The sequence below is a fragment of the Sodalis sp. (in: enterobacteria) genome (assembly GCF_036327475.1).
In the GTDB taxonomy this organism is placed as follows: Bacteria; Pseudomonadota; Gammaproteobacteria; order Enterobacterales; family Enterobacteriaceae.
Genome location: NZ_CP132913.1, coordinates 661,006 through 686,134 on the forward strand (window position 1 = coordinate 661,006; position 25,129 = coordinate 686,134).

At 53.8% G+C, this 25,129-nt stretch carries 18 protein-coding genes and 8 pseudogenes; 7 read left to right on the plus strand and 19 right to left on the minus strand.

Annotated elements, in window-relative coordinates; genetic code table 11:
* Positions 1 to 931: 931 nt before the first annotated feature.
* From mukB to GPOALKHO_RS03640, 5 genes and pseudogenes are all read right to left on the minus strand, one after another.
* Positions 932 to 1,646: pseudogene (gene mukB, locus GPOALKHO_RS03620) on the minus strand (chromosome partition protein MukB); the annotation flags it as partial.
* A 61-nt stretch (positions 1,647 to 1,707) separates the two neighbouring features.
* Positions 1,708 to 2,352: pseudogene (locus GPOALKHO_RS03625) on the minus strand (chromosome partition protein MukE).
* A 205-nt stretch (positions 2,353 to 2,557) separates the two neighbouring features.
* On the minus strand, positions 2,558 to 2,641 hold the full coding sequence (locus GPOALKHO_RS03630; RefSeq protein ID WP_406703369.1) for a hypothetical protein: 84 nt from the start codon (positions 2,639 to 2,641) through the stop codon (positions 2,558 to 2,560).
* A gap of 58 nt (positions 2,642 to 2,699) precedes the next feature.
* Positions 2,700 to 2,846: a hypothetical protein gene (locus tag GPOALKHO_RS03635; protein WP_406703039.1), complete on the minus strand. Its 147-nt coding sequence runs from the start codon at positions 2,844 to 2,846 to the stop codon at positions 2,700 to 2,702.
* Positions 2,847 to 2,954: 108 nt separating this feature from the next.
* Positions 2,955 to 3,116, minus strand: a complete 162-nt coding sequence (locus GPOALKHO_RS03640; protein ID WP_406703021.1) for a hypothetical protein — start codon at positions 3,114 to 3,116, stop codon at positions 2,955 to 2,957.
* A gap of 1,030 nt (positions 3,117 to 4,146) precedes the next feature.
* Between GPOALKHO_RS03640 and elyC the strand changes: the two genes are divergently transcribed.
* The gene (gene elyC, locus GPOALKHO_RS03645) at positions 4,147 to 4,974 is read left to right on the plus strand and encodes an envelope biogenesis factor ElyC (RefSeq protein WP_406703041.1); all 828 of its coding nucleotides are present in this window, start codon (positions 4,147 to 4,149) and stop codon (positions 4,972 to 4,974) included.
* Positions 4,975 to 5,165: 191 nt separating this feature from the next.
* Here elyC and GPOALKHO_RS03650 read toward each other — a convergent pair whose 3' ends face one another.
* The 6 genes from GPOALKHO_RS03650 to GPOALKHO_RS03675 all read right to left on the minus strand — a co-directional run bounded on the left by GPOALKHO_RS03650 (position 5,166) and on the right by GPOALKHO_RS03675 (position 10,340).
* Positions 5,166 to 5,297: a hypothetical protein gene (locus GPOALKHO_RS03650; protein WP_406703043.1), complete on the minus strand. Its 132-nt coding sequence runs from the start codon at positions 5,295 to 5,297 to the stop codon at positions 5,166 to 5,168.
* A 783-nt stretch (positions 5,298 to 6,080) separates the two neighbouring features.
* Positions 6,081 to 6,836, minus strand: a complete 756-nt coding sequence (kdsB, locus tag GPOALKHO_RS03655; RefSeq protein ID WP_406703045.1) for a 3-deoxy-manno-octulosonate cytidylyltransferase — start codon at positions 6,834 to 6,836, stop codon at positions 6,081 to 6,083.
* Positions 6,833 to 7,015 carry a Trm112 family protein gene (locus GPOALKHO_RS03660; protein WP_406703046.1) on the minus strand — a complete coding sequence of 61 codons (183 nt, stop codon included), beginning with the start codon at positions 7,013 to 7,015 and terminating at the stop codon, positions 6,833 to 6,835. The genes kdsB and GPOALKHO_RS03660 overlap by 4 nt, the downstream gene beginning before the upstream one ends.
* 335 nt (positions 7,016 to 7,350) lie before the next feature.
* Complete coding sequence (gene lpxK / locus GPOALKHO_RS03665) at positions 7,351 to 8,361, minus strand: tetraacyldisaccharide 4'-kinase (RefSeq protein ID WP_406703047.1); 1,011 nt, start codon at positions 8,359 to 8,361, stop codon at positions 7,351 to 7,353.
* Positions 8,358 to 10,106: a lipid A ABC transporter ATP-binding protein/permease MsbA gene (gene msbA, locus GPOALKHO_RS03670; RefSeq protein WP_406703048.1), complete on the minus strand. Its 1,749-nt coding sequence runs from the start codon at positions 10,104 to 10,106 to the stop codon at positions 8,358 to 8,360. The genes lpxK and msbA overlap by 4 nt, the downstream gene beginning before the upstream one ends.
* A 36-nt stretch (positions 10,107 to 10,142) precedes the next feature.
* Positions 10,143 to 10,340: a hypothetical protein gene (locus GPOALKHO_RS03675; RefSeq protein ID WP_406703049.1), complete on the minus strand. Its 198-nt coding sequence runs from the start codon at positions 10,338 to 10,340 to the stop codon at positions 10,143 to 10,145.
* 69 nt (positions 10,341 to 10,409) lie between these two features.
* Here GPOALKHO_RS03675 and GPOALKHO_RS03680 point away from each other — a divergent pair, with 69 nt between their 5' ends.
* Positions 10,410 to 10,544 (plus strand): hypothetical protein, encoded by a 135-nt coding sequence (locus tag GPOALKHO_RS03680; protein WP_406703051.1) that lies wholly within the window; start codon positions 10,410 to 10,412, stop codon positions 10,542 to 10,544.
* Between the two features lie 1,654 nt (positions 10,545 to 12,198).
* On the opposite strand, the gene ihfB is transcribed toward GPOALKHO_RS03680, so the two are convergent.
* From ihfB to serC, 5 genes are all read right to left on the minus strand, one after another.
* Positions 12,199 to 12,483: an integration host factor subunit beta gene (gene ihfB / locus GPOALKHO_RS03685; RefSeq protein ID WP_406703052.1), complete on the minus strand. Its 285-nt coding sequence runs from the start codon at positions 12,481 to 12,483 to the stop codon at positions 12,199 to 12,201.
* Positions 12,484 to 12,561: 78 nt separating this feature from the next.
* Positions 12,562 to 14,241 (minus strand): 30S ribosomal protein S1, encoded by a 1,680-nt coding sequence (gene rpsA / locus GPOALKHO_RS03690; RefSeq protein WP_406703054.1) that lies wholly within the window; start codon positions 14,239 to 14,241, stop codon positions 12,562 to 12,564.
* Between the two features lie 113 nt (positions 14,242 to 14,354).
* The gene (gene cmk / locus GPOALKHO_RS03695; protein WP_406703055.1) at positions 14,355 to 15,038 is read right to left on the minus strand and encodes a (d)CMP kinase; all 684 of its coding nucleotides are present in this window, start codon (positions 15,036 to 15,038) and stop codon (positions 14,355 to 14,357) included.
* An 83-nt stretch (positions 15,039 to 15,121) separates the two neighbouring features.
* Entirely contained in the window at positions 15,122 to 16,429 is a 1,308-nt protein-coding gene (gene aroA / locus GPOALKHO_RS03700; protein WP_406703056.1) for a 3-phosphoshikimate 1-carboxyvinyltransferase, read from the minus strand.
* A gap of 391 nt (positions 16,430 to 16,820) precedes the next feature.
* The gene (gene serC, locus GPOALKHO_RS03705; RefSeq protein WP_406703058.1) at positions 16,821 to 17,906 is read right to left on the minus strand and encodes a 3-phosphoserine/phosphohydroxythreonine transaminase; all 1,086 of its coding nucleotides are present in this window, start codon (positions 17,904 to 17,906) and stop codon (positions 16,821 to 16,823) included.
* Between the two features lie 135 nt (positions 17,907 to 18,041).
* Here serC and GPOALKHO_RS03710 point away from each other — a divergent pair.
* The 5 genes and pseudogenes from GPOALKHO_RS03710 to GPOALKHO_RS03730 form a co-directional block, all read left to right on the plus strand.
* Positions 18,042 to 18,297: pseudogene (locus tag GPOALKHO_RS03710) on the plus strand (30S ribosomal protein S12 methylthiotransferase accessory protein YcaO); the annotation flags it as partial.
* A gap of 30 nt (positions 18,298 to 18,327) precedes the next feature.
* Positions 18,328 to 18,611: pseudogene (locus GPOALKHO_RS03715) on the plus strand (YcaO-like family protein); the annotation flags it as partial.
* Positions 18,611 to 19,303: pseudogene (locus tag GPOALKHO_RS03720) on the plus strand (pyruvate formate lyase family protein); the annotation flags it as partial. The pseudogenes GPOALKHO_RS03715 and GPOALKHO_RS03720, both read left to right, overlap by 1 nt.
* Before the next feature lie 105 nt (positions 19,304 to 19,408).
* Positions 19,409 to 20,016 (plus strand): annotated as a pseudogene (locus GPOALKHO_RS03725) (radical SAM protein); the annotation flags it as partial.
* Positions 20,017 to 20,291: 275 nt separating this feature from the next.
* On the plus strand, positions 20,292 to 22,049 hold the full coding sequence (locus tag GPOALKHO_RS03730; protein WP_406703059.1) for an ABC transporter ATP-binding protein/permease: 1,758 nt from the start codon (positions 20,292 to 20,294) through the stop codon (positions 22,047 to 22,049).
* A gap of 111 nt (positions 22,050 to 22,160) precedes the next feature.
* Here the strand turns inward: GPOALKHO_RS03730 and GPOALKHO_RS03735 are convergent.
* The 3 genes and pseudogenes from GPOALKHO_RS03735 to GPOALKHO_RS03745 all read right to left on the minus strand — a co-directional run.
* Positions 22,161 to 22,529, minus strand: a pseudogene (locus tag GPOALKHO_RS03735) (MFS transporter); the annotation flags it as partial.
* Positions 22,530 to 22,876: 347 nt separating this feature from the next.
* The gene (serS, locus tag GPOALKHO_RS03740) at positions 22,877 to 24,169 is read right to left on the minus strand and encodes a serine--tRNA ligase (protein WP_406703061.1); all 1,293 of its coding nucleotides are present in this window, start codon (positions 24,167 to 24,169) and stop codon (positions 22,877 to 22,879) included.
* Positions 24,170 to 24,249: 80 nt separating this feature from the next.
* Positions 24,250 to 25,073 (minus strand): annotated as a pseudogene (locus GPOALKHO_RS03745) (hypothetical protein).
* Positions 25,074 to 25,129: the final 56 nt, after the last annotated feature.

Consider the following 25,129-nt stretch of genomic DNA (forward strand, 5'->3'; position numbering starts at 1 on the left):
ACACTTTGATCAGTACCACAACTGGAGTTCTTCCACGCCGCCGAATACATCATCGTCGAACGACCGTGGATTCACTTCAATGAATAGAGGTTGTTCTGGCAATCCTCCAGATCATCCAGCTGTTGGCGCAACAGATCCAGCACCACAATCGCGTGGCGCGCTGAAAATACGGCGCATCGTCAAGCGTCACGTCATCATAAATCTCCGAGAGAAGCACACTTTCCGAAACGTTCTGCCGGCATGGTTAGGCGGCTATCCTCTGTGCCGCCAAACTGGCTAAGACGTTCGATCTATACCCCGATACGCCCGCTCACGCTCCAACAGGAGCTGCATGGTATCCGTCACCTGGCGGCTTGTTGGTCAGCGCTTCGCCACTCTGCTCACTTAGTGCCGTCATGGCATCCTACGCCGCCAGCCAGGCCGTGGCGAGCGCGGTAAGTTCTTCGATGCGCGCGGTGGTTTCTTCCAATATCTGGCACAGTGTCAAGCGGCGCTCTCCAACCTCAGATACCGTCTCAGACAGCGTTTAGACCCATACCTCCAGTTCCTGCTGCATCGTGTCGAGGGCCTCGGCAGGATATCTTGACCCATACGCTTGTAAAATTCCTATAGTAACCGTTCGGTGTCCTGCTGTTTGCACAGCCGCTACTCTCTCTAGCTTGTACTCTCTCTAGCTTGTTAAGCTAACTGCGCAGGGCGTTTTCACCACTAAGCCATCGGTCTGTTCAAAAGACTGCTGGCCATCTTGGCCATGTTCATTTTTGCTCAATGACTCAGCAGGTGTTCGGTTGCTTCCTGTTTGCGCGCCTTGAGCATGCTCAGCGCCTTGTAGTACCTGCTAATAATCCGCTAGCTGGCTTTTAGTTCATCCACCTCAACTCGGTCACCTCCAGTCACGCTTCGTTCTCTTGCTATTGCTCGGCGGATTTGTTACTTCATTTTGTTTTTCCGGGCGGAAAGTCAGCTCCTCCAAGTCTGACTGATAACGGCCGATTTTTTCCTACTGTCGTATCGCGGTCCGCACTAAATTCAGGTGATCGCTGGCGGCCTGGTAATCGATTTCTGAACCTGATTCGCCGCCACTGATTTCCGACAGCGTCCGAGCTATATCGACGTGGCGATACCCCTCGTACAAATCGTGGCGCAGCATCAAGGCATCGTCGTCTCTATGCAGGCGCTGTTGTTGGCGTGGCGCATATAATCTGCTGCAACGTACGCATGAGCTTCTAATATTATATGCTTGAATGATCTCTATATTGCGTGACTTGAATGGCCTCCAACGTTAAGCGATTTTCTTCCATGTTCTGAAATGCCTTACGCACGCCGCTGATTTCCAGCAACAAATGGGCGCGCAGCTGATTAGTCGGTCATGGCGTTGAACTGCTTGAACAGTACGCCTTCTATAGTTTCAACTAACTCTTTAAGCTCTTGCAGTGGCAGTACGCGCGCCTGGAGATCGCCAAAAATCATCGTCAAGATCTCGGTGGGGTTATTTTCGGCAGCTCATGGATCATGAACGACTTGATATCTATATTGCGATCACGGCTGGTTATCTGCTGCAGGCGCACGCCGACCAGTACGCGCCAATGGCAGGAGTTGACGACTTCTCGCGCCGAGTAGTACACTCCGGTGTACAGCTTGCCGTTCCAAAATTACGGGCGAAAGCGGTTCCACTTGACAAGCGTCAGTGAGCGGAATTTGCCATGCTCAATCATACCTGTTCGTCTTCAAGGCCATCCGCGCTTTCGTCGGCAATCGCTTCATTTTCACATCGTTTGCATCCTGATCATCACAGAGCGATAAAGCGTTCTTCAGCGGCATCGCCCCGCCGTCGCGAATCATCTGCAGTTGCGCTTCGCGCGGATCATCGCCAGCGCGCACATCGGCACCAAAGCGAAAAACCGATTCCGCAATGTGGAATTTGCTGGAGTTATTGCCCATAAACCAGACTATACTCAGTCGGCGCAGGCGGCGAAGGGAGGCGCGCACTTTCTCCTGTAACTTTTGCCTGAGCTTTAACAATTTGTTCTTACTCGGCCAGTCTCAATAAACTCAATAGTTTATCGCACAAGTTCCTGTTGGCTGAAAATACCTTCATGTGGCAGCCTTTCAGGGCTCAGATACAAATAGCAGAGGATTTTGCCGACCATCATATCCAGTACCGATAACACTGAGCGCAGATAAAAGAGCCCTTCCGGCGCGCACAGTAGCTCCACATTACAGCGGAGGTAGAAGCCTTCCAGTTCCTCCTGAAATCCATCAGAAAGACATGATTATACAAAATTCTTCAATGCCGACATGGCGGCCGGAGCGTAGCTTGCTGTCCAAGGCCGAAAATAACGAGTTGGACAGCGCTTTTTACCGGCAAACTTTCTTCAATACTCATTGATAGCATAGGCCCCGCACCTCCAAAATCGTTGATTACACGCCAGTGTGCGGGTAACGTGCCAGTCATAGCCAATCTACAGATCGATCGCACATTAGCCCTAACTAATAATCCGATCCAGCTTATTTTGCAGATTAAGAACAAATTATCGACGAATTGCAGTTCAATGGTCTAGGGTCGCATCCTGGATGCGCAACAGGTTGGCTGAAGCTTGTCCACAGCTGCTTCCAGTGTGTCTTGCAGCTCACGCAGCATGTCGAAGGTTTCCGTAACAGTGATCTGCAGTTTGGAGATGGCAGCACACTAGCCTTGACTAAGCAGCGCGGCAATATCCTGTTTCACCCATGATGCGATGGGTCATATCGATACTGTCGAAAATTTCTGTCACCGAATATTCCAGCGCAAACACATGTCGGTGCCAGTGAAATTCATCGCCGTCTTCTTTCGACGCATCCGCCACCCGTTTAACTCTTGCGCAATAATGGACGGTTGGACCGGCAGCTGTAGCGCGGAGGTTTCTTCACTGGATCTTGAATGTAATAATCGCTAATGCCAATACCGAGTGGCGTCAGGCGGTAAATGGCGTTCCATTTCGCCAGCTCGCTGATAAAACGTTTAGCAGACGCTGACGCACCAGATCATTGGTGGCGTTGTTGACGCGCACGCTTACGGTTTCCTGAGTCTGTTCAAGCCCTCCGCTGACGTAGCGGAACGCATCCACCAATTGCATCCACCAATTCCCTTCATTATATTTCACTATCCATGCGCTAGCTATTGAGCATGGCGATGGCCAGCAAAAGGCCGGCCGTCAATGGACAGAAATAATGAGAAATCATTCTTCTTGGCCCAGTTGACTAGTTCCGGTACAGTCTCTTGGAAAATTCACTCATAGCGCACCCTTCTGATCTGAGTTTACGCGCCATCACGTGGAGTTGTTCCATCACCAGCAGCGCAGCAAATTCATCCCTGTTGTTGCTGTTTATTCTGCAGATAATCATGAAACACCCGCACGCCGCTTTTGCCTATTGGCTGTAGTCTCATTTTTCCAAATTAGAGATACACGTCGTCGGGATCGCAAGGATGGTTGAGCATTAACGACCGTTCTTCCTTTTCGGCATATTCGGCATACCGGCTGCGACAAAGTCATGCCCAATAGAATGTTGCGCATCACCAGGCAGTGTTAAAACATTAATGACAACGCGCCACATCCCGTGTCAAGTACTGATTAAGTATTTGCAACAACGCTTCGGGCTGCGCGACCCATTCCAGTACAACATGATACAATATCGGATCGGCAGGACTTTCCAAATGCGTTGTGATATCCTGCATCGTGTATCCATGCAAAAGCACCGCTCCAGCGCTATCGCCTGCTGTCGCGCGCAGTCCATCATTTGCGCCGACAGATTGTACAGCACACCTCATGTCCCGGAGCCGCCAGTTAGGCGGACATGCGTTCTTCACCGCCGCCGGCGTTTAATATGGACAACGGCTGCTGTGGCAGCTGTGCCGGCAGACCCTGAAGATCTTGCCATAAGACCGCCTGACGGATCTTTCCTTTCGCAGCACCGTAGATGTTGCACGCGAATTTTTCGACGATATCGTCGAAATTGCGATCCTGTATTATTAAAGACTCCGGTCGGCCACAGAAGATGTTTTGTCGCCGGTGGACGCGGCTTATTTGTCACAGACTAACGTAAAATGAATCATCTAAGCGCCGGACTGCGGCTGGTTGATTATATTTTCAATCGGAGCGATACGCCATGCTGTTTACTTTGAAAAAATTCATCGGTGGTCTGTTGTTACCGTTACCGCTGCTGCTGTTGGTGATGGGTTCCGGGCTGGTGTTGCTATGGCTGAACCGCGGGCCGAAAATCGCTAGGCTGCTATTGTCCGTAGGCTGGCTGTTGTTGCTGGCGTTGAGCCAGCAACCGGTTGCCGACCGCCTGCTGGCCCCGCTGGAGGTCCATTATCCCACGTGGCAACCACGCGGTGAAACCGTAAAGTGGATTGTTGTCCTGGGTGGGGGGTATACCTGGAATCCCAATTGGTCACCCAGCGCCAATTTAATTAACAATAGTTTGCCACGTGTGACGGAGGGGATCCGTCAATGGCGCGCCCACCCTGGCGCGATGATGGTGTTTACCGGCGCAGCCGCGCCCGGTAATCCTATCAGCAGCGCCGAGGCCGCCTCGCGCGTGGCGCAGAGTTTGGGGGTGCCGGCATCGGCCATTGTGGTGCTCGATAGCCCGCGGGACACCCGTCAGGAAGCGGCAAACGTCGCTATGCTGGTGGGGCAAGCGCCGCTGATGCTGGTCACCTCAGCCAATCATCTGCCACGGGCGATGGGCTTTTTTACCGCTGCAGGTCTTAAGCCGCTGCCGGTGCCGGCAAATCAGCTTGCAATCGCGAGCCCACTGCAGCCGCAGGAAAAGATATTGCCCTCGCCACTGTGGTTGAGCCACAGCGAGCGCATCTGGTATGAAACCCTCGCCCAAGCCTGGCAATGGCTGCTGGACATTGCGGATCGCGCCGCGCCGTCCGGGAACCGCGGCCCTGCGCCGGTCAAAGATGATGACGTGAGGAATTGAATGGACGGCATCCTCCTTGAATGGACGGCATCCTCCTTGAATGGACGGCATCCTCCTTCGGCCCAGTTGGCGTGGCCACGTCGCCAGGCCGGCACAGCTGCAGGCTTGATGTCCGGACACGGATCGCTCCGGGCACCCCATCGAGCTGAACCCTTCGTGCTACCAGCCTCGTGACACCGCTGCTTGCCGCATTAGTCAAGCCACGGGATCAGTTCGCGTCCCGCGCGCACGAACAGGTCGTGGTTTAACTGGTCGGTGTGAATATAGCGCGCCGCCTCTCCCAGATGGCACACAACCAGCGCCGGCAAAAACGCCTCCGCCACCGGCGCGCGGCTTGAAACAGTAGCGCTTCACTCATCCCTTGGTTGCTGCGGAGATTCTTAATCATACCGCGCAACGACAGGTTCCACGTGCCGGTTACCTCTCCCTTCGTTGAAATCGTCAAAGAGCCGCGGCAAACACACTGCCTGATGCGGAACGGCAATGCTCAATCGCCATGGAAAAGCAGCGGCTCCGAGGCTTTATTCAGGGTTGACCAGATTACCCCGATCCGCTGTGAATACCATGCAGGTCAGTGATTCTCCTTGGTACTGTCGACGGCCCTACCAGGCCGTGGCTATCGATGCGGTGCCAGTCGAAGATGCCACTGACGAGCTACTCCTGAAGCTGCTGCCAGTAAGAGCAGCTCTTTATGTGGGAAAATGTTAGTAAAATCAAGCCACATCCCGTCGGCAACCGTATCTCTCCCTCCCGGACCAGCATAGACAGCTTATAGGCTTCCTGCTGGATTCGATGCCTGAACACAAATAGTTTTTCACTATCAGGGACGGCGCATGGCTCTCCCTCTCGCAATAGCATACAAGTTGGGCATAAGGTGCTCGCTGATGCGTTCAAGCCGACTCAACAGCCCCAAAAACGGCGCTTAACTCAACATGTAATTGTTCCATAACATCAATGACCTTATGCTCGGCGCAGGATTAGGCCATCGCCCTGTACGGCACAAGCTGATACTATGGGGGAATGATCTAAAGATCGCGTTAGATTAAATAAAGGCGGGAAATCGGCGTGGAAATCTCGATTGGCCCGTTCCGTACAATACGAGACGGTTATTCCAATTGCTGTTGCAGCAAGCGAACCTGCGTCAACTCTTCCGGCGTGTCTACTCCCATGCCGGGCGCTGTGCTTGCTACCGCGACATGTATTTTCTCTCCATACCACAAGACGCGCAGCTGTTCGAGGATCTCGATCTTTTCCAGCGGGCTGGTCGACCAGCTGACATAGCGGCGGATGAAGTCGGCACGGTAAGCATAAATACCAATATGACGCAGAAGACCGCGGGAGCAGTGCTCGTGGCTGCGGGCAAACCCTTCACGATCCCAGGGGATCGTAGCGCGCGAGAAATAAAGCGCGTAACCGCGCGCATCCACTACCACTTTGACCACGTTGGGATTGAATGCCTCCTCCGCCGTGGTGATAGGGACCGCCAACGTGGCCATACCGGCATTGACGCCCGCCAGATTATCCGCTACCTGGCGAATGATTTGCGGCGGAATGAGTGGTTCGTCCCCCTGCACGTTAATGATTATCCTATCGTCGGCGAAGTCGTATTTGTCGATAACCTCTTGGAGCCGCTCGGTGCCGGACTGATGATCCGGGCTGGTCAAACACGCTTCGCCGCCGGCCAGCTCTACCGCCTCGACCACACCGGCATGATCGGTGGCGACAATGACCCGATCGGCGCCGGAAACTTGCGCCCGTTCCATGACGCGCACCACCATGGGTTTGCCGTTGATATCCACCATCGGCTTACCGGGCAGGCGACTGGAAGCGAAACGGGCTGGAATAATGGCGATGAAACTCATAAATTGATCTCGTCCAATGTGATGGTGCGCGCTTCGTTCTCCAGCAGCACAGGGATACCGTCGCGCAAGGGATAAGCCAACGCATCGGACTTACAAATCAGTTCTTGTCGTTCTTTGTTGTAATAAAGTTTTCCGTTACAGACCGGGCAAGCGACGATTTCCAATAAGCGATGATCCATGATTCCTCCATGGGCATACCTGCACAAAGGATGATGGTGCAGAGAATAGCATAAAAAGCACTGGGCCGGAAATCATCGCCGGCAATCGTTGTCGCCTATTGCAGCATCTGCTGATAATCGTCATTTTTATGCAGATGCTATGATATGTCGCCGGTATGAAGAGTAGTACTTTTGTAAATCAAATCACACTTTAAACATTTATAGCCTAAAACGTTAAACAAAATCATTGCTCTTTTCGTTGATTTTAGCCGCTAAATCATTGCTCGGACAACCAGGTTAACCCACATTAATCGGGTCGTTTGTTTCTCTGCTCTTCAGCACTGAGCTGCCGCGAGTTACGTTTTTGCACAGCTGTTGGCAACTTGATAGCGCTGAATGGCCCGCTCAACCGGCGTCAGCAGACGTTGCTGCGGCCCCTTGGGCAGTTGCGCGTCGACCGGCAGATACCACCAATTCGTACGAGCAAAGGAGCGGCATTTAACCGCGTCCTTTTCGGTCATCAGCAACTGCTCATCCGGTGCGGCCAGTGCGTCGAGCATTTGCTGCCGGTAGGCCTGATGATCGCCAAACGCTACTTCCCGCACCGGCGTTACGCCGCCTGCGCGTACCGTGGCAAAAAAGCGCGGTGGATGTCCAATACCGGCCATCGCCACCACAGGCGTCAAACTGGAAAGTGTGCAACGTTCACCCGTCAGCAAATTGACGGGTGCACCGGCGACAAGCCGCATCGGCACCTCGCCATGACGCGCTTCGCCGCCATTGACGATGATCGCCTGCACCTGCTGTAGACGGTCGGCCCTTTCACGCATAGGGCCAGCTGGCAGCCACCAGCCATTGCCGAACCGACGCTCGCCGTCGATAAGCACCCACTCGATATCCCGCCCAAGCGCATAATGCTGCAAACCGTCGTCGGTCACCACGACGTCCAGAGGCTGTGCGCGCAGCAGTGCCGCTACCGCTTCGGCGCGATGGGGCGCCACCGCAACCGGCGCCCCGGTTCGCTGCCAGATTAACAACGGCTCGTCACCGCACTGCTCGCTGGTGGTGGTAGCGTCCAGCAGCAGTGGATACTGCGCTACACGTTTGCCGTAGCCGCGGGATACCACACCGACCCGCCAGCCGCGTGCTTGCAGTTGCGTCACCAGCCATAGCACCACCGGCGTTTTGCCGTTGCCGCCGACGGTCAAGTTGCCAACCACAACAATCGGCAGCGAAAAGCGATGAACTTTCCGCCAGCCGTGGCGATAGCTGTAACGAATTAGCGCCGTTACCAGGCCATACAGCCAGGAAAACGGCAGCAGCAGCAGATACAGAGGCGAGGCGCCTGACCAGATGCGGGCAATCATTGGCCGAACTGCAACCAGTGAAGTTGGGCGTAAACCCCCTGGCGCGATATCAGCTCCTCATGATCGCCACGTTCGACGATCCGTCCCTCTTCTACCACTAGAATTTCATCAGCTTTTTCGATGGTGGACAGACGATGGGCGATGACTAGGGCGGTTCGATTCTTTTGCAGCGCATCCAGCGCTTTTTGGATTGCCCGCTCAGATTCGGCATCCAGCGCCGAGGTGGCCTCGTCGAGGATAAGTATTGGGCAATCGCGCAGCAGCGCGCGGGCGATGGCGATGCGCTGACGCTGACCGCCGGAGAGCAAGATGCCATTTTCGCCAATCACCGTATCCAGGCCCATGTCCATTTTTTCGATGAAATCCATGGCGTAAGCCATGCAGGCAGCGTTCTCTACCTGCTTGCGGGAGTAGGTTGTCTTGCAGGCATAAGCGATATTGTTGGCGATAGTATCGTTAAACAAATGCACATTTTGAGAAACCAGGGCCACCTGGTTACGCAGCGAGGCTAGCTTATAGGCGCGCAAATCGGTACCGTCAAGCAAGATCTGGCCCTGTTGGATATCGTAAAATCGCGTCAACAAATTGGCGATGGTCGATTTACCGGCACCGGAGCGTCCCACCAACGCCACCGTATGCCCCGCCGGAATGCTCAGGCTGATGTCGTGCAGCGAAGGTGTCTCTTTGCCGGGATAGGAAAAGGTGACGTGTTCGAAGGCGATATCCCCTTTAACGCGTTCGACCTCCACCATCCCCTCATCCTTTTCGGTTTCCATATCAAGAATGGAAAACAGCGTCTGGCAAGCGGCCATACCGCGCTGGAACTGGGCGTTGACGTTTGTCAGTGATTTCAGCGGGCGCATCAGAGCAATCATTGACGAAAACACGAAGGTAATAGTCCCGGCGGTCAAGGTTTTCATCACCGACGGAAAGCTGGCGGCATACAGAACAAAGGCCAGCGCCAGAGAGGCGATAAACTGGATTAGCGGATCGGAGACCGAAGAGGCGGCCACCATTTTCATCCTCTGCTGGCGCATGCGGTTGCTGACGCTGTTGAAACGCTCGTTTTCAACCTCTTGACCGCCAAAAATCAGGACTTCCCTATGCCCCCTGAGCATCTGCTCAGCGCTGGTGGTCACCTGCCCCATGGTGTTTTGTATTCTTTTACTAATCTGTCGGAATCGTTTTGACACCTGCCTGATGGCTAACGATACCACTGGTGCAATCACCATCAGGATCAGCGACAGTTGCCAACTGTAATAGAACATCATCGCAAACAGGCTGATGATCGATGCCCCTTCGCGAATCGCGGTAATCAGCGCGCCGGAGGAGGATGAGGCTACCTGTTCGGAATCATAGGTAATGCGTGAAAGCAAGGTGCCGGTGGATTGCTGGTCGAAAAAAGATACTGGCATGTCCATCATGTGGTTAAACAGCCTGCGGCGCATGTTCATCACCACTTTGCCGGAAACCCAGGATACACAATAGCTGGAGACAAAGCCGCTAACGCCGCGCAGCACCATCAGACCAATCACCACCAGCGGCATCCAGACCAGAATATTGCTGTTGGCTTTGCCAAATCCGTCATCCATCAGTGGCTTAAGCAGTGATAGCATAAAGGTATCGCTGGCAGCATTGAGTATCAGGGCAACCGTCGCAACGATCAGACCTGTCTTGAAAGGTGAGATCATCGGCCAAAGGCGACGGAAAGTCCGCCAGGTAGAGAGAGTTTTATCGTTTAGCATTCATTTACCAGTGCTGGAACTAACTAGCCGCCTATTCTACCTATTTAGCGCGACGACACCAAACCACTGATGATCCCATCGGCGGGAAATTTGACCGCGATAGGCTAACACCTCAAACGACCGCGCATAAAAACGCACACTCAGTTGGCCGTTTATCGCCGGCGTGATAACCACCCCTTGACTCGACAGCGTTAACCACCCTTGTGCAAGCGGCGTCATCACGCTATCAAGCATATAGATCCGCCCAACGCTAGAGCTGAGTGCTTACCTCTCTTAAGACCACCGGTGACGATAGCCGCCAAAATGAGCGGCGTGCTGATAAACGACACCAGCAGCACCGCCCACAAATTGGCCGACAGCTCCAACGGATTACCGCCGTGGAACAGTAAACACTGTATCCGCCAGGCGAACAATAGTCCAAAGCGTCAGTGCCAGTAAGCCGCGCTTGGCGGGGAAATTCGCCCTGGAAGATGGCGCCACATAGCCCGCTGCGCATGCCCAGCAGAACAGCAGTGGTGCTCCAACAGAAGATTCCGATATGCGGCCATGAGATCGCCATGAGATGGGCGATGCCAGTATGCGACAGTAATCACCATTCACCGTCACTGATTTCCTGGGTTGTGTCCCAGTGCCAGCATCAACGCCAGCCAGCCGCGGCTGCGTCTATTGAGAGATTGAGGGCGGCCACGTGGGCTATCAAGGGCTGATTATCCTGATTCCAGGCTGTGGTTCGCTTCAGGCCAGCATCAGCACCTCCACCACCAAATGCTGCACCGCGCGGTGACCAGTTAAAAGTAACAACCAGCCGGCAGCATAGCGCGCCCGTCGTCGGAAGTTGTGGCAAAAACAACACATTCCCCCACGATAACGGCCACTACCAGCGCGGTCATTGACAATGGCATCAACAGATTCTCCTCTTAATGGACGCGGTAAAGAAGACAGGAAGTATCAGACATCAGATGCGGTGCAGTCTCGCCGCAGGGATGAAACGGGAAGCCGTGCCGCAGTTAATTACCACTTGACAGCCGGCCAGGGGAAATGGCGACGGTGCTTTCGGCAGGTAGCTCGCCTCATGCACCTTCCCGCAACGACCACGCGCAATAGCCGAGAGTGACGATGTAAGCGATAACGCCGAAGTGGGCGGTGTGAATGACGACATTGGCGGCATTGCCGCAAGCAGACTTTCCACCGACTTACTCCACCAATCGCTATCGCTGAACAAGTCGCTATCATCAAGCCATACTAGGCGGCTGTCGACGCCATCTTCACACGCAACATCACTGCACTGCAAATTGAGCAAGAGATCACCGACATCGCAACTTAACCTATCATCCTCATGACCGGTCCGAAGTAGTCTCGCTTGAGCAGAGTCGTTAGCACTCTAAGCACCACATCCGATCTGAAGGCGCAACGTTAAACCGAATCCTCCATTTTTATGCGAATGTTTGCCGCATGAAGGAAAGGCAGTGGATCCGCGCGTCCTCGTTTTGTTTTTTTTGGCACTGAAATAAGGTTGGACCATTAATCTTTAGCGCGTAGCCTCAGTCATACTTGTACGGTTGGGGCGAGGGTTTGAAGCTGGATTGACCTTGGTATTCCGATAACGCCAGTGCCTTTAGCTAGATCAATTTCTCCAGACGGCGGTATCCTGGCATCGCCGTTGCACAAAATTGACTCTCCTGAGGGCTGTACAATTTCAGAAATGTTATCGATTCATGTTGCCTTCTGAATGGCATTGGCGTTCAACACTTACGCCACTTCCTGGTCGCTGAACAGGATATGTCTAGGCATTGAAAAACGACGGACATCCCCTCATCATATACGCTTAATCATGAGCGTCGTCCTGTATGCTTCAGCCGATAATCTTTTGATCACCGTTAACAGGCTGCACCGGAGCGATGTCCAGTATCCGTTGCGGCAAGCGTTTTACATAAATACATTGGCTCAATCCTTACCAGCTCTAACTACCATTTACAGCATATCGGTACTGGTCGCTGTTTTCCCATTGGCCGTTGATCTAATCTTCGGCAGTCTGGAGGCAAAGCCTATTATGGGTCTTTCGAGTTTGCAGTAGGGCCAGTTCACGGCTTTGTTAGCCGTAGATGTTGGCGCGATCGCGCAATTCTTTACCGGGTTTAAAATGCGGCACATATTTGCCTTCGAGCTCCACTTTATCACCGGTTTTCGGATTGCGGCCGACGCGCGGTGCGCGGTAGTGGAGAGAAAAACTGCCAAAACCGCGGATTTCAATGCGCTCGCCACTAGCTAATGTCGTCGCCATATACTCAAGCATCTCCTTCACTGCATCCTCAACCACTTTTGCCTGGATATGAGCGTGCTGGCCAGCTAGTCTTTCGATAAGCTCGGATTTGGTCATAATTCCTCCAATTTACACGGCTCTTTTCAAGAGAAGCATAGTAACTTCATTACCATTTAGGGGCTGAGTCCCCCGTTATTATGACTCGCCTTTGGTTGCCGCTTTAAAGGCTTCAGCCATTGCGTTGGAGAAGTTGTCTTCTTCCTGCTTGTTGTTCACAGTACTGATAGCTTCTTTCTCGTCCGCCTCGTCCTTGGCACGAACTGACAGGCTGACAAGGCGGTTTTTACGATCGACGCCGGTGAATTTGGCTTCCACATCGTCGCCGACGTTGAGGATCAGCGTAGGGTCTTCCATGCGGCCGCGCGAAGCTTCAGAGGCGCGTAGATAACCTTCCACGCCACCAGTTAATTCAACTGTAGCACCTTTTGCGTCAACTGCTGTGACTTTACCAGTAACAATAGCTCCTTTCTTATTCAAAGACAGGTAATTATTGAGTGGATCTTCAGCCAGCTGCTTCACGCCAAGGGAGATACGCTCACGCTCCGCATCAACCTGCAGAACTATGGCCGCGATTTCGTCACCCTTCTTATATTCGCGCATCGCTTCTTCGCCGGCCACATTCCAAGAGATATCGGACAAATGAACCAGGCCGTCGATGCCGCCGTCCAGACCTATGAAGATACCGAAGTCGGTGATCGACTTAATTTTACCCCCAACGCGGTCGCCCTTGCTATGGGTTTCAGCAAACTGCTGCCACGGATTGACATTGCACTGTTTCAGGCCTAGGGAGATGCGACGACGCCCTTCGTCGATGTCCAGCACCATGACTTCCACCACGTCGCCCACATTAACCACTTTCGACGGATGAATGTTCTTGTTGGTCCAATCCATTTCGGAAATGTGCACCAGGCCTTCAACGCCTTCTTCGATTTCAACGAAGCAGCCATAGTCGGTCAGGTTGGTCACGCGGCCGGTCAGGCGGGTGCCTTCCGGGTAGCGTTTCGCGATAGCGATCCACGGATCTTCGCCCAGCTGTTTCAGACCCAGGGAGACGCGGGTACGCTCACGATCGAATTTCAGTACTTTAATGGTGATTTCATCACCAACATTCACGATTTCGCTCGGATGCTTCACGCGCCTCCAGGCCATATCGGTAATGTGCAACAGGCCATCAACGCCGCCCAAATCAACAAAGGCGCCATAGTCAGTCAGGTTCTTGACGATACCCTTGACTTCCATGCCTTCCTGCAGGTTTTCCAGCAGTTGATCGCGCTCGGCGCTATTTTCGGATTCGATAACAGCACGACGAGAAACCACCACGTTGTTGCGTTTCTGATCTAGCTTGATCACTTTAAACTCAAGCTCTTTGCCTTCCAGATGCAGAGTGTCGCGAACCGGGCGCACGTCGACCAGAGAACCCGGCAGGAATGCACGGATACCATTCAGTTCTACGGTGAAACCGCCTTTGACTTTCCCGTTGATAACGCCGATCACGGTGGCCGCCCCTTCGTATGCTTCTTCCAGAATCAACCAGGCTTCGTGGCGCTTGGCTTTTTCACGGGACAGCAGTGTTTCGCCGAAACCGTCTTCGACTGCATCCAGAGCGACGTCAACCTGATCGCCCACTTCGATTTCCAGCTCGCCCTGTGCGTTGCGGAACTGCTCGACAGGAATGGCGGATTCGGATTTCAGGCCGGCGTCAACCAGAACCACGTCTTTCGCGATGGATACAACGGTACCACGAACGATGGAACCCGGGCGGGTTTCGATTTTTTTCAGGGATTCTTCAAAGAGTTGAGCAAAAGATTCTATCATATTTGATAATCTTCAAATTTTTTGATTAACATCCATCCGGCATCCTGCTTGATGGGGCTGTCATACACGCCCCACTACCTTTCCTCGCTGTATGGTAATTTAAGACGATATCGTTATGATAGCGCCAGAACCTGCCTGGCGCGCGACAACGCTTTAGCTATCACTTCATCGATCGTCAGGCGAGTTGAGTCAAGCACCAGCGCGTCAGCCGCCGGCACTAATGGCGCAACCGTGCGATTGCGATCGCGATCGTCACGTTCTTTTATCTCGGATAAAAGGCGCCTGATGCTAACACTAAAGCCCTTTTCCTGCAACTGCCGCATGCGGCGGTGCGCTCTTTCTTCCGATGACGCGTCCAGAAAGATTTTTACTGGCGCATCGGGAAATACCACAGTTCCCATGTCGCGACCATCGGCGATGAGGCCCGGCGCGGCGCGAAACGCGCGCTGACGCCGCAGCAGCGCTTTGCGCACGCGCGGAAAAGCAGCGATTTGCGACGCGGTATTGCCGACGGTTTCGTTGCGAATGGCCTGGCTGACGTCTTCCCTTTCCAGTACTATTGTTAACTGACCCTGCTCAACCTCGAAGCTGACATCGAGATGAGCAGCGAGAGACACTAACACCTCCTCGCTGTGGATGGCTACTTGGTGATGTAGGGCCGCCAGTGCTAACACCCGGTAGATCGCACCGGAATCCAGTAAATGCCATTGTAACATTTCCGCCAACGCTTTGCAGAGCGTCCCCTTTCCTGCACCGCTCGGTCCATCGATGGTGATTACCGGAGCCATAACCGTCATTATCTTCTCCTTTAAGCGCGACGGGTAAGAAAGCCTCAGGGATCCCCTAGGTTTCATTGAATATCATTATACCCTTCATTATGTCATAGCGCCAAATGCGATGAGGCCGGCGTGCTTAACGCCGCCAATCGGACAAAAAAGTCCGGGAAGGTTTTGTGGGTACATTGCGGATCGAGAATCGTCACCGGCGTATCGGACAGCGCCACTAACGAGAAACACATCGCCATGCGGTGGTCGTTATAGGTACCGATGCGGGCGGCGGTCAGTTTAGTGGGCGGCGTGACGGACAGATAATCCTCCCCCTCGGTGACGGTGGCGCCTACTTTGCGCAGCTCGGTGGCCATCGCCGTCAGCCGGTCGGTCTCTTTGACGCGCCAGTTAGCGATATTGCGTAACGTGGTAGTGCCGCCGCTAGCGAACAGCGCGGTGGTGGCGATGGTCATCGCCGCATCGGGGATGTGATTCATGTCCATATCAACAGCGTGCAGCGTAGCACGGCTGCATTCGATGTAGTCATCCCCCCAACGAAGGGTAGCGCCCATGCTCTCCAGAACATTGGCGAAGTGGATATCGCCCTGTACGCTGTAGCGGCCAATGCCAGTGACCCGCACGGTGCCGCCGCGGATTGCTGCCGCCGCCAGAAAATAGGAGGCGTTAGAGGCATCCCCTTCCACCAGATAATCCCCAGGCGAACGGTAGATGCCGTTGCCTGTGAGGTAAAACACACGGTAATTATCGTGGCGCACCGTAATTCCGAAGCTTTTCATCAATGCCAGGGTGATATCGATATAGGGTCGGGACACCAGTCCACCCTTAATGCTGATGCGACTGTCCTGCGGCGCCAGTGGCGCCATCATCAATAGCGCGGTGAGAAATTGGCTGGAGACGCTGCCATCGACGGTGATATCGCCGCCTTGATAGCCGCCGTGCAAACGTAGCGGCGGATAATGTTCTTGTTCGAGATAATCAATTTGCGCCCCGCCCTGGCGCAGCGCGTCCACTAGATGACCAATCGGCCGCTCTTTCATGCGCGGCTCGCCTGTCAACGTCACATCCTGCACCTGTAGGCACAGCGCGGCGGTCAACGGGCGCATAGCGGTGCCGGCGTTGCCGAGAAACAGCGTCAGCGCGTCATTCGCGCGCAGCGGGCCGCCGAGGCCGTCAATTTCACAGCTGCGGCGGTCCGCCGATAGGCGGTAATTGACGCCGAGCTGGCCTAGGGCCGTCAGCATATGGCGGACATCGTCGCCGTCGAGCAGGTTGGTCAAGCGCGTAGTGCCGATGGCCTGTGCCGCCAGCAATAGAGCGCGATTGGAAACGCTTTTGGAACCCGGAAAATTGAGGGTGCCATCGACGCGCGTGATGGGATTTAAGGTCAGGGAATTCTGCATGTATAACACGTTCTCCAGCAAACAATAACGCCTGGCCTTGACAGCCCTCGGCGCAAAGATGACTTGGCAGCGGCCGACCCAAGGCTAGCTTCGCCATTATAGAAAAATACTTTGCAGCAACGCCATCATACACCAACAACAAACTAGGACTACGCGGGCAATGTGGAGCCGCCCGGCGACAAATCGAAGCCCAGGTAACGCAAGTGGAAAACAACACACCAGCAACAGCCATCGCCGTTCAGTTGACAGCCTCACACACCGCTCAACGGCGCAGTCGATTAACGACCAGTGATCTACGGTCAATGGTTGACTGTCATTGGTATTGTACTACAGCGTGGCAACGGGCAAATCGACTACGCCGCCGCGTGCGGCCACGGCACAGCGGCGAACGTTACCCGTGTCGGCGAGCAAACCCCAGCATAAAGTCCACCAGAGCCTGCACGCCTGCCAGCGGCATGGCATTGTACAGTGATGCGCGCATGCCGCCCACCGCCCTATGCCCTTTCAGGGCATGCAGGCCGGCATCCTTGGCCTCCTGTAAGAACAGCGCATTCAGATTACTGTCCGCCAATTGGAACGGCACATTCATGCGCGAACGGTTAGCCGGCGCGACGCTATTACGATAAAAATCGCTCGCGTCAATGGTGCGGTACAGCAAGGACGCCTTGGCCTGGTTCCGTTTATCCATTTCAGCCAGCCCGCCCTGCGCTTTCAACCATTTGAACACCAGTCCCGAGAGATACCAGGCGAAGGTCGGCGGCGTATTGAACATGGAATCGTTTTCGGCTAATACGCTGTAATCAAGAATGGATGGCAATGCTTTGTTCGCGCGTCCCAGCAGATCCTCGCGCACAATGACCAGCGTTAGCCCGGCCGGCCCGATGTTTTTCTGCGCGCCGGCGTAGATTACGCCAAAACGGCTGACGTCCAGGGGGTGCGACAAGATCGTGGAGGAGAAGTCCGCCACCACAACTCGATCGCCGAAATCCGGCAATTCATCAATGGCCAGACCATCAACAGTTTCATTCGGGCAATAATGGACATAGGAACCGTCAGCGGATAAGGCCCAGTCGCGCATTGGTTTAATCGCACGCAGGCCGTCTATTTTAGTGGTGACATCAATCACCCGCGGGTCGCAATATTTTTGCACTTCTTTTATCGCGCTGCGCGACCAGTAGCCGCCATCGATATAATCGGCGCTGGCGACATCTCCCAGCAGATTCATCGGCACCGCGGCGAATTGCGCACGCGCACCGCCGTGGCAAAACAGAACCTTATAATTGTCGGGGATCACCAGCAGCTCGCGTAGGTCTTGTTCTGAGGACTGCGCCACTTCGAGAAATTCTTTACTGCGATGGCTGATTTCCATGACCGATGTACCCAGGCCATGCCAATTACACAATTCCTGTTCCGTCTTGCGCAACACTTCCGCCGGCAGCATTGCCGGACCAGAGCTAAAATTAAACACCTGATTCATTTTCACCCACCACGATTTGCCAATAATACCACGAAATTAACCTACCATGGTTGTAACACTGCTCACAGCCGGCCGCAACACCTGATGCTTAAGAGAATACATGGAGCAATAAGTGATCCGGATGACACAGACCTTGTCTGGTTGGTGTATATCCGCGATCGCAACTGCCACTATGCTTTACAAACGGAAGGAGGAGATACGAAAAGCGGCACCAGCCTCAGTGTTGGGTGAGTATTTTGAAGCCTCTCCACCAACTATTTCGCCGATTTTTCTCTTGGTGCAACTGGTCGACAGCGGCGAGTTTGTGCATTATCCAAGCGAGTGCTGGTTCGCGCTTCCAGCCGACGGCGGATTGCCGGGCGGAATCCTGAACGATTATCTGTGCGCTTTTACGATCCGGACAAGAATCAGCCACCAGTCGTCCGACGGCACCACGATCTACATTCCAGCGAATATTGTCGGTAACCTGTATTTCTAACGGCATATCGGCAGACAATACAGCCAACGAAGCCCGGGTGAAGGCGCTATCCGAGGTGTTTGAGTGCTGCGTCAAAAACCGTAGCATCGCGGATGCTATCAGTTTATCACCCATTCCTCCACAGCCGGTTCTAGCGCGCTATCCCGTCGTAATGAAGCCATCGCCATTGAGGGTGAAGGGTTTCCCATTTTGCCTTCGATGCCTGGCTGGGCGGACAATTTTCCGTGTCAGCTCGATGGTGATCGGTAAACAAATGCAGTTCTTCGGCGCTCGCGCCAGTCTGGCGAAAACCATGCTGTACGCTGTCAATGGCGGCGTGGATGAAGAACTGAAAATGTAGTTCGTTCCAAAATGGGAACCACTGTCACCGGTTTGTCCATCGCCGCCGGCTCGCTGTCCGCTATTACATATGCCTACATATGCCAAATCGCCCCCATCCGCGACGAAGACGCCTGGCTATCGACTTCAACATTGAAGGCGAATACTCGCAGTTTGGTAACAACGGTCCGCGCGTCGATGACATCGCCTGCGACCTGGTTGAACGATTTATGAATAAAATCAATAAGTTGACAACATACCGTGGCACAATTCTGACCCAGTCAATTCTGATCATTACTTCTAACGTGGTGGTAAGAAAGCCGGGAATACCCCGAACGGCGGCCGTCGCGCCGCTTGGTTTCCTACACCTCCTCCATCCTACCGAAAAGTACTTGGTAAAAACGATGACGTGCGTAAGGCCAACCTGGCTGGTCTGATGGATGGTTATTTCTGTCATGAAGCCGGCGTTGAAGGCGGTCAACATCTGAATATCAACGTGATGTGAACCGGAAAGCCATAGCACATCCGGAAGATTGCCAGAACCTGGACTATTTACGCATCCGGTTATGCGGTACGCATCAACTCGCTGGCCAAAGAGTAGCATAAGGACCCTCATCACCCGTGAAGGGCGAAAATAAACGCACTATGAAAGTGAGGTCTTCAGCCAAAACTTATTATTCCATTATTAAATGGAGAATGCCTCGCTATGTCTGTTACTGGTCGTATTCACTCCTTTGAATCCTTCGGTACCGTCTATGGCCCTAACATTCGTTTTATCATTTTCCCAGGGCTGCTACGCTGTCTGTATTGCCGCAATCGCAACACCTGGAATACCTACGGCGGGCGAGAGATCACCGTTGAGGAAATCATGTACGAAGTGAACACCTCCGCGCCATTTCATGAACGCGGCCGGCGACGTTACCGCGTCTGGCGGCGAAGCGATTTTGAAGGTGGAGTGTGTGCGCGATTGGTTCCGTGCCTGCTATCCGATGGCATCAACACCTCTCTGGACATCAACGGTTTTGTTCGTCGCTACGATCTTGTAATTGACGAACTGCTGGAGGTCACCGATTTGGTAATGCTGGATATTAAAAAGATGAATGACAATATTCATGGTCGGAGTATCCAATTACCGCACTCTGGATTTCGCTCGCCATCTAGCCAAGATCAACAAGCGCACCTGGCTGCATTATGTGGTAGTACCTAGCTGGACCGGACGACGATAAACCAACCCATATGCTCGGTGAGTTTACCCAGCATATAAGCAATATCGAGAAAATCGAGCTGCTGCCTTATCTACGAACAGGGCAAGCATAATGGATCGCCATAGGCGAGGAGTAGGAGCGGGAGGCGTTAGTCGCCCATTATTGAAACCATGAATCGCGTGCGCGATGTTTAGCTATGGCCACAAGGTGACTAAGGCGAGCACGCTGAGCGGCAGTCCCGCTTGGAGTGCGACCTGTCGTCCTGTGACGCACTCTAGTGTTTCGCCAGCTCCAATGTATTACATGTTTACTTACTAATCCTGCGAATTTATGAACAATAATATTGTATCATATTTGTTTAAACAATAAATGTGATCAGAGGTTATGAAAGCAAACCACATTAAAACAGCTGGCTGGCGGGACATTTGGCAGGTCGTTGCGCCGTATTGGCGTTCAGAAGAAAAATGGCAAGCCTGGGGCCTGTTGGCCGTCATTATTATTCTGTCTTTGGCTATCGTTTATTTAAGCGTATTATTCAACCAATGGAACCGGGTGTTTTATGACGCGCTGCAAACGAAAAACTTCCCAATGTTTAAAAGTCAGCTGTTCAAATTCACCTGGCTGGCGCTGCTGTATATCCTACTTTCCATCTATAAGATCTATCTCACTCAGGGGCTGCAGATGCACTGGCGTCGCTGGATGACCCGACAGTACATGGAAAAATGGTTGTCTCATCATGTTTACTATCATACGGAACAGCAACAAACAGTGGATAACCCCGATCAGCGTATCGCCGAAGACTTGAACGCCTTGACCAACGGCACCCTGTCGTTGACCCTCGGCCTGCTGTCCAGTGTAGTCACTTTCGTCACCTTTATTTCAATTCTTTGGTCGGTAAGCGGCCCGCTGAGTTTTGTGTTCAGCGGACATCACGTGACCATTAGGGGCTATATGGTCTGGTTTGCTATTTTGTACGCCGGAGTCGGTTCCCTTATCATTTGGAAAGTGGGTCGCCCTCTAGTGAGTTTGGGCTTTATGCAGGAGAAGTTTGAGGCAAATTTCTGTTTCGGGTTGATCCGCATTCGCGAAAACAACGATGCCATTGCGCTTTATCAGGGTGAACCGCGCGAGGTTATACAGCTGGACGACCGCTTTACATCGATCAAGGATAACTGGTGGTCCATCATGCGTGTCGGTCGCCGGCTGAACGTCGCCAGCAAATTTTATGAGCAGTTTGCCATTATCTTCCCCATCCTGGTGGCCGCCCCGCGCTACTTCTCCGGCGCTATCCAGCTCGGTACGCTGATGCAGATTAACTCCGCCTTCGGCCAGATTCAGAACTCGCTATCCTGGTTTATCGATGCCTTTACCCAATTGGCTAATTGGAAGGCCTGTATCAACCGCTTGGTGGGCTTTAACGCCGCGGTAGACCGCCATAGCAGTCAAAATACGCCTATCGAACGTGCGCGAGACCCACTTCAGGCGCTATCTTTACAGGCGTTAACGCTTAACATTCCCGACGGCCGCACCCTTTTTGCGCCGGTCACCGCGTCTATTGCTCCAGGTGAGCGGGTGCTGGTGGCCGGACCGTCCGGCTGTGGTAAATCCACGCTGCTGCGGGCCATAGCCGGTATTTGGCCCTATGGCAGCGGCGGCATTTCTCTGCAAGAGGATCGTAAGCTGTTGTTTTTACCACAGCGTAGTTATCTTCCCATCAGCACACTGAAAGGCGCGCTGTGCTATCCCGATACGCCGGATCACTTTACCGAAGCACAAATGCATGAGGTGTTAGTACAGTGTCGCCTCAAACATCTGCTGCCGCGCCTCAATCACGAGGCAAATTGGGGCCACTGGCTTTCGCCCGGCGAACAGCAGCGCCTGGCGTTTGCCCGCGCCCTTCTGCTAAAGCCGGAGATTTTGTTTCTAGATGAAGCGACCAGCGCGTTGGATGATGAGAATGCGCAGCTTATGTATCGTCTGCTGATTGACACTTTACCGCACATTACGCTGGTTAGCGTGGCGCATCGCAATAGCGTCGCGCGTTATCACACCCGCTGCTGGCGCTTCACGCGTCACGATAATGATGAGAAGGCGCAATGGCAACTAAGCGCTCTGCCGCCAACGTTGGCGGAAAACGCTTAATACCAGGGCGCGATGCCGGCCCCGCAACCGCGCAACAGCAAGTCAGACCGCGCTGGCTGCCAACGTTGGCGGCAGGGCCGTCGCTGTGGCGTAAGCCAGTCGGCGTTGATCTCAGGCGGTGCTACCGAACGGGTGGCGATCCGGTTTGCGCAGCAGCATCACCAGGTACAGCAGCGCCACCGCTAAAATCATAACAAACAGCGGCTGATCCGATAACGCTGCATCAGCGGTCATCGACGGACCGAACAGGCTGCCGAGGGTATGACTGAACAATAGCGTCTTGTTGGCGATCAGTTCATCCAGGTTGACCTTTTAGCAATCCAGGACATCGCCACTGGATAGTGGGTAAAACCAGGGCAGGCAAGCACAAACAGCGCCGACGCCATCGCGGCATGACTCAACATCGCAAAACTGCCGAGGATAACCATAAACACTAGGCACTCACAGCACTACCAGACGACTGTAGCGGTCCGCCAGGCGGCTTGACGCGAACAGCAAACAGGCCATATGAATAACTACGGTGAAGCCAAACCGTTTAATCAGCACAACGGCGAACAAGGTACAGACACAATTACCAATAAAGTAAGCGAACTAACCAGGCCGATTTGTCAGGTGGCAGTGAGATATGGCTGAGCAAAGGCGGCGCCAGAGTGTTCAGCACGGCAATGGAAATCGTCAATAACAAGAGGCCCACGAGCAGTAAGAGCGCCGAATAATCGGATATGGTATTGAACGCAGCCTCAGAGAAAAGATTGCGCATATCACGTCACTACGGCATAAAAGTCAATCGGCCAAAATCTGGCGGGCGTTTTGCGATCATCGTGCCATTAACCGATATGGGTCAGCCCGTTCATGTAGGGCCGTAGCACCGCCGGTATTTCGATACGACCGTCGGCTAGTTGATGGTTTTCCAACACCGCCGCCAACGTGCGGCCAACCGCCAAGCCAGATCCGTTCAGCGTATGCACTAGCTGCGGCTTTTTGTCAGTTCGGCTGCGGTAGCGCGCCTGCATACGGCGCGCCTGGAAGTCCCCGATGTTGGAGCACGAGGATATTTCGCAGTAGGTATTCTGCGCCGGCAACCAAACTTCCAGATCGTAGGTTTTACAGGACGCGAAACCCATATCGCCGGTACACAGCAGCACTTTTCGGTATGACAGCTGCAGCAATTGCAGCACCTTTTCGGCATGGCCTGTCATCTCTTCCAGCGCTTGCATCGACTGCGCCGGTTTGACCACCTGCACAATTTCCACTTTGTCGAACTGGTGCATACGGATAAGTCCGCGAGTATTGCGCCCGTAAGAGCCGGCTTCTGAACGGAAGCACGGCGTATGGGCGGTTATTTTCAGCGGTAGTGCATCTTCCTCGATGATCTCGTCGCGCACCAGGTTGGTCAGCGGCACTTCCGCGGTCGGGATCAACGCATAGGCGCTGGTTTCCGCTTCTTCGCTGAGCGGTTGGGTGTGAAACAGATCCTCGGCAAACTTCGGCAGCTGGCCAGTGCCATACAACGAGGCGTGATTGATCAGATAGGGCAGATAGTGCTCCAGATAGCCATGCTGCTCGGTGTGCAGGTCCAGCATAAACTGCGCCAGCGCCCGGTGCAGGCGAGCGATTTGGCCGCGCATCACCACAAAGCGCGCACCGGTCAGCTTCACAGCCGAGGCAAAATCGAGCCCGCCCGCCATTTCTCCAAGCTCCACGTGGTCGCGGATGGGAAAATCATATCGGCGCGGTTCGCCCCAGCGCAACACTTCCCGATTGTCATTTTCATCACGACCGTCTGGCACCTCATCGGCGGGGATATTGGGTAGTGACAGCGCGTAATTGCGGATTTCACCCTGTATGGCGTCCAGTTCCGTCTTGGCGACAGTCAAGCGCTCACCCAGCTGATTGACCTCCTGGCGCAGTAGCTCGATACCTTCCCCGCGCAATTTCGCGGCGCCGATGGCCTTGGAGCGGGCATTGCGTTCAGCCTGCAGATTTTCGGTTTCCGTCTGGAGCACTTTGCGGCGCTCCTCATGCTGGCGTAATGGAGCCACATCCAGTTTAAATTTTCTGCGAGCCAATTTTTCGGCGACTGCGTCGAGCTTGTTACGCAGTAGATCGGGATCGAGCATACTAGTCCTGTGCTTATGATTATCTGATGTAGTTTACGATGTAAGGCTATGGCCGCGCGGCGCCAAGGGGCGGGGTTGAGTCATAAAAACTCAGCACTACCAACCTTACCGCAACGGCGGGGTGATCGGTAGCGTTTTGTCGGGCTATTTGGGATCCAGCGCGCCCAGCTCAGACGAGCTTTCAGCGATTTTGCCCTCCAGCCTGCGTAAGCTGGGCTGAGAGTAACGGATATGGCGCCATTTCGGCGGGAAATAGTCCTCGCTGGCGGCGTAGGCATTGGTGTCATCGTGAGCATAACGATATTCAGCTTTCATTTCTATCTACTTCATCGCACAAACGCGCTGGTATATCGTATCTGCCTTCTCGCGCGCATCACGCACGCCGCTTTGAAAGCGATGTAGACCGGACCGCATTACTTTTCGGCGTGTAGACCAAATAAACAATCGCCCGGGCTCGCCGCCGGCGATGATTATCCGCGCGCACTAATACAACACCGCATTGGTGGTGGATCCGTGCACCGATTTATGCAGCGTCGAAATCAGTCGGTCGTCATGTCTTTCAGTAAATAGACTTTGCTGCGGGAAAGCGGCGTCGAATTCAACGGTAGCGCCGATATAAGGTAATGGTGCCCTCTTCAATGTGCGGCAAAGGCGTCCTGCTGGCCTTACTAAAACAATGCACCTCCTCGACAAACAGGATGGCGCGTCGCCCGACATCATCGCGATTGCGTCGCGCCCGTTCGACGCGGGTCGCCTTGTACCAGAGGTCATCGCCGACAGACGCTCCACGTCGTCCTGACAAAACCATCGAATGGATCTGGTCATTCTGATCGCCCGTGACAGCGGTTTGTCCGCTACTAACAGATGGCTCTGAGATATGCCACTCAAGCGTCGACGGGCGCATGTCAGCCGCCAGCGGTTGGAATGCGTTTAGGAAAACCCAGGGACAGGTTACCCATA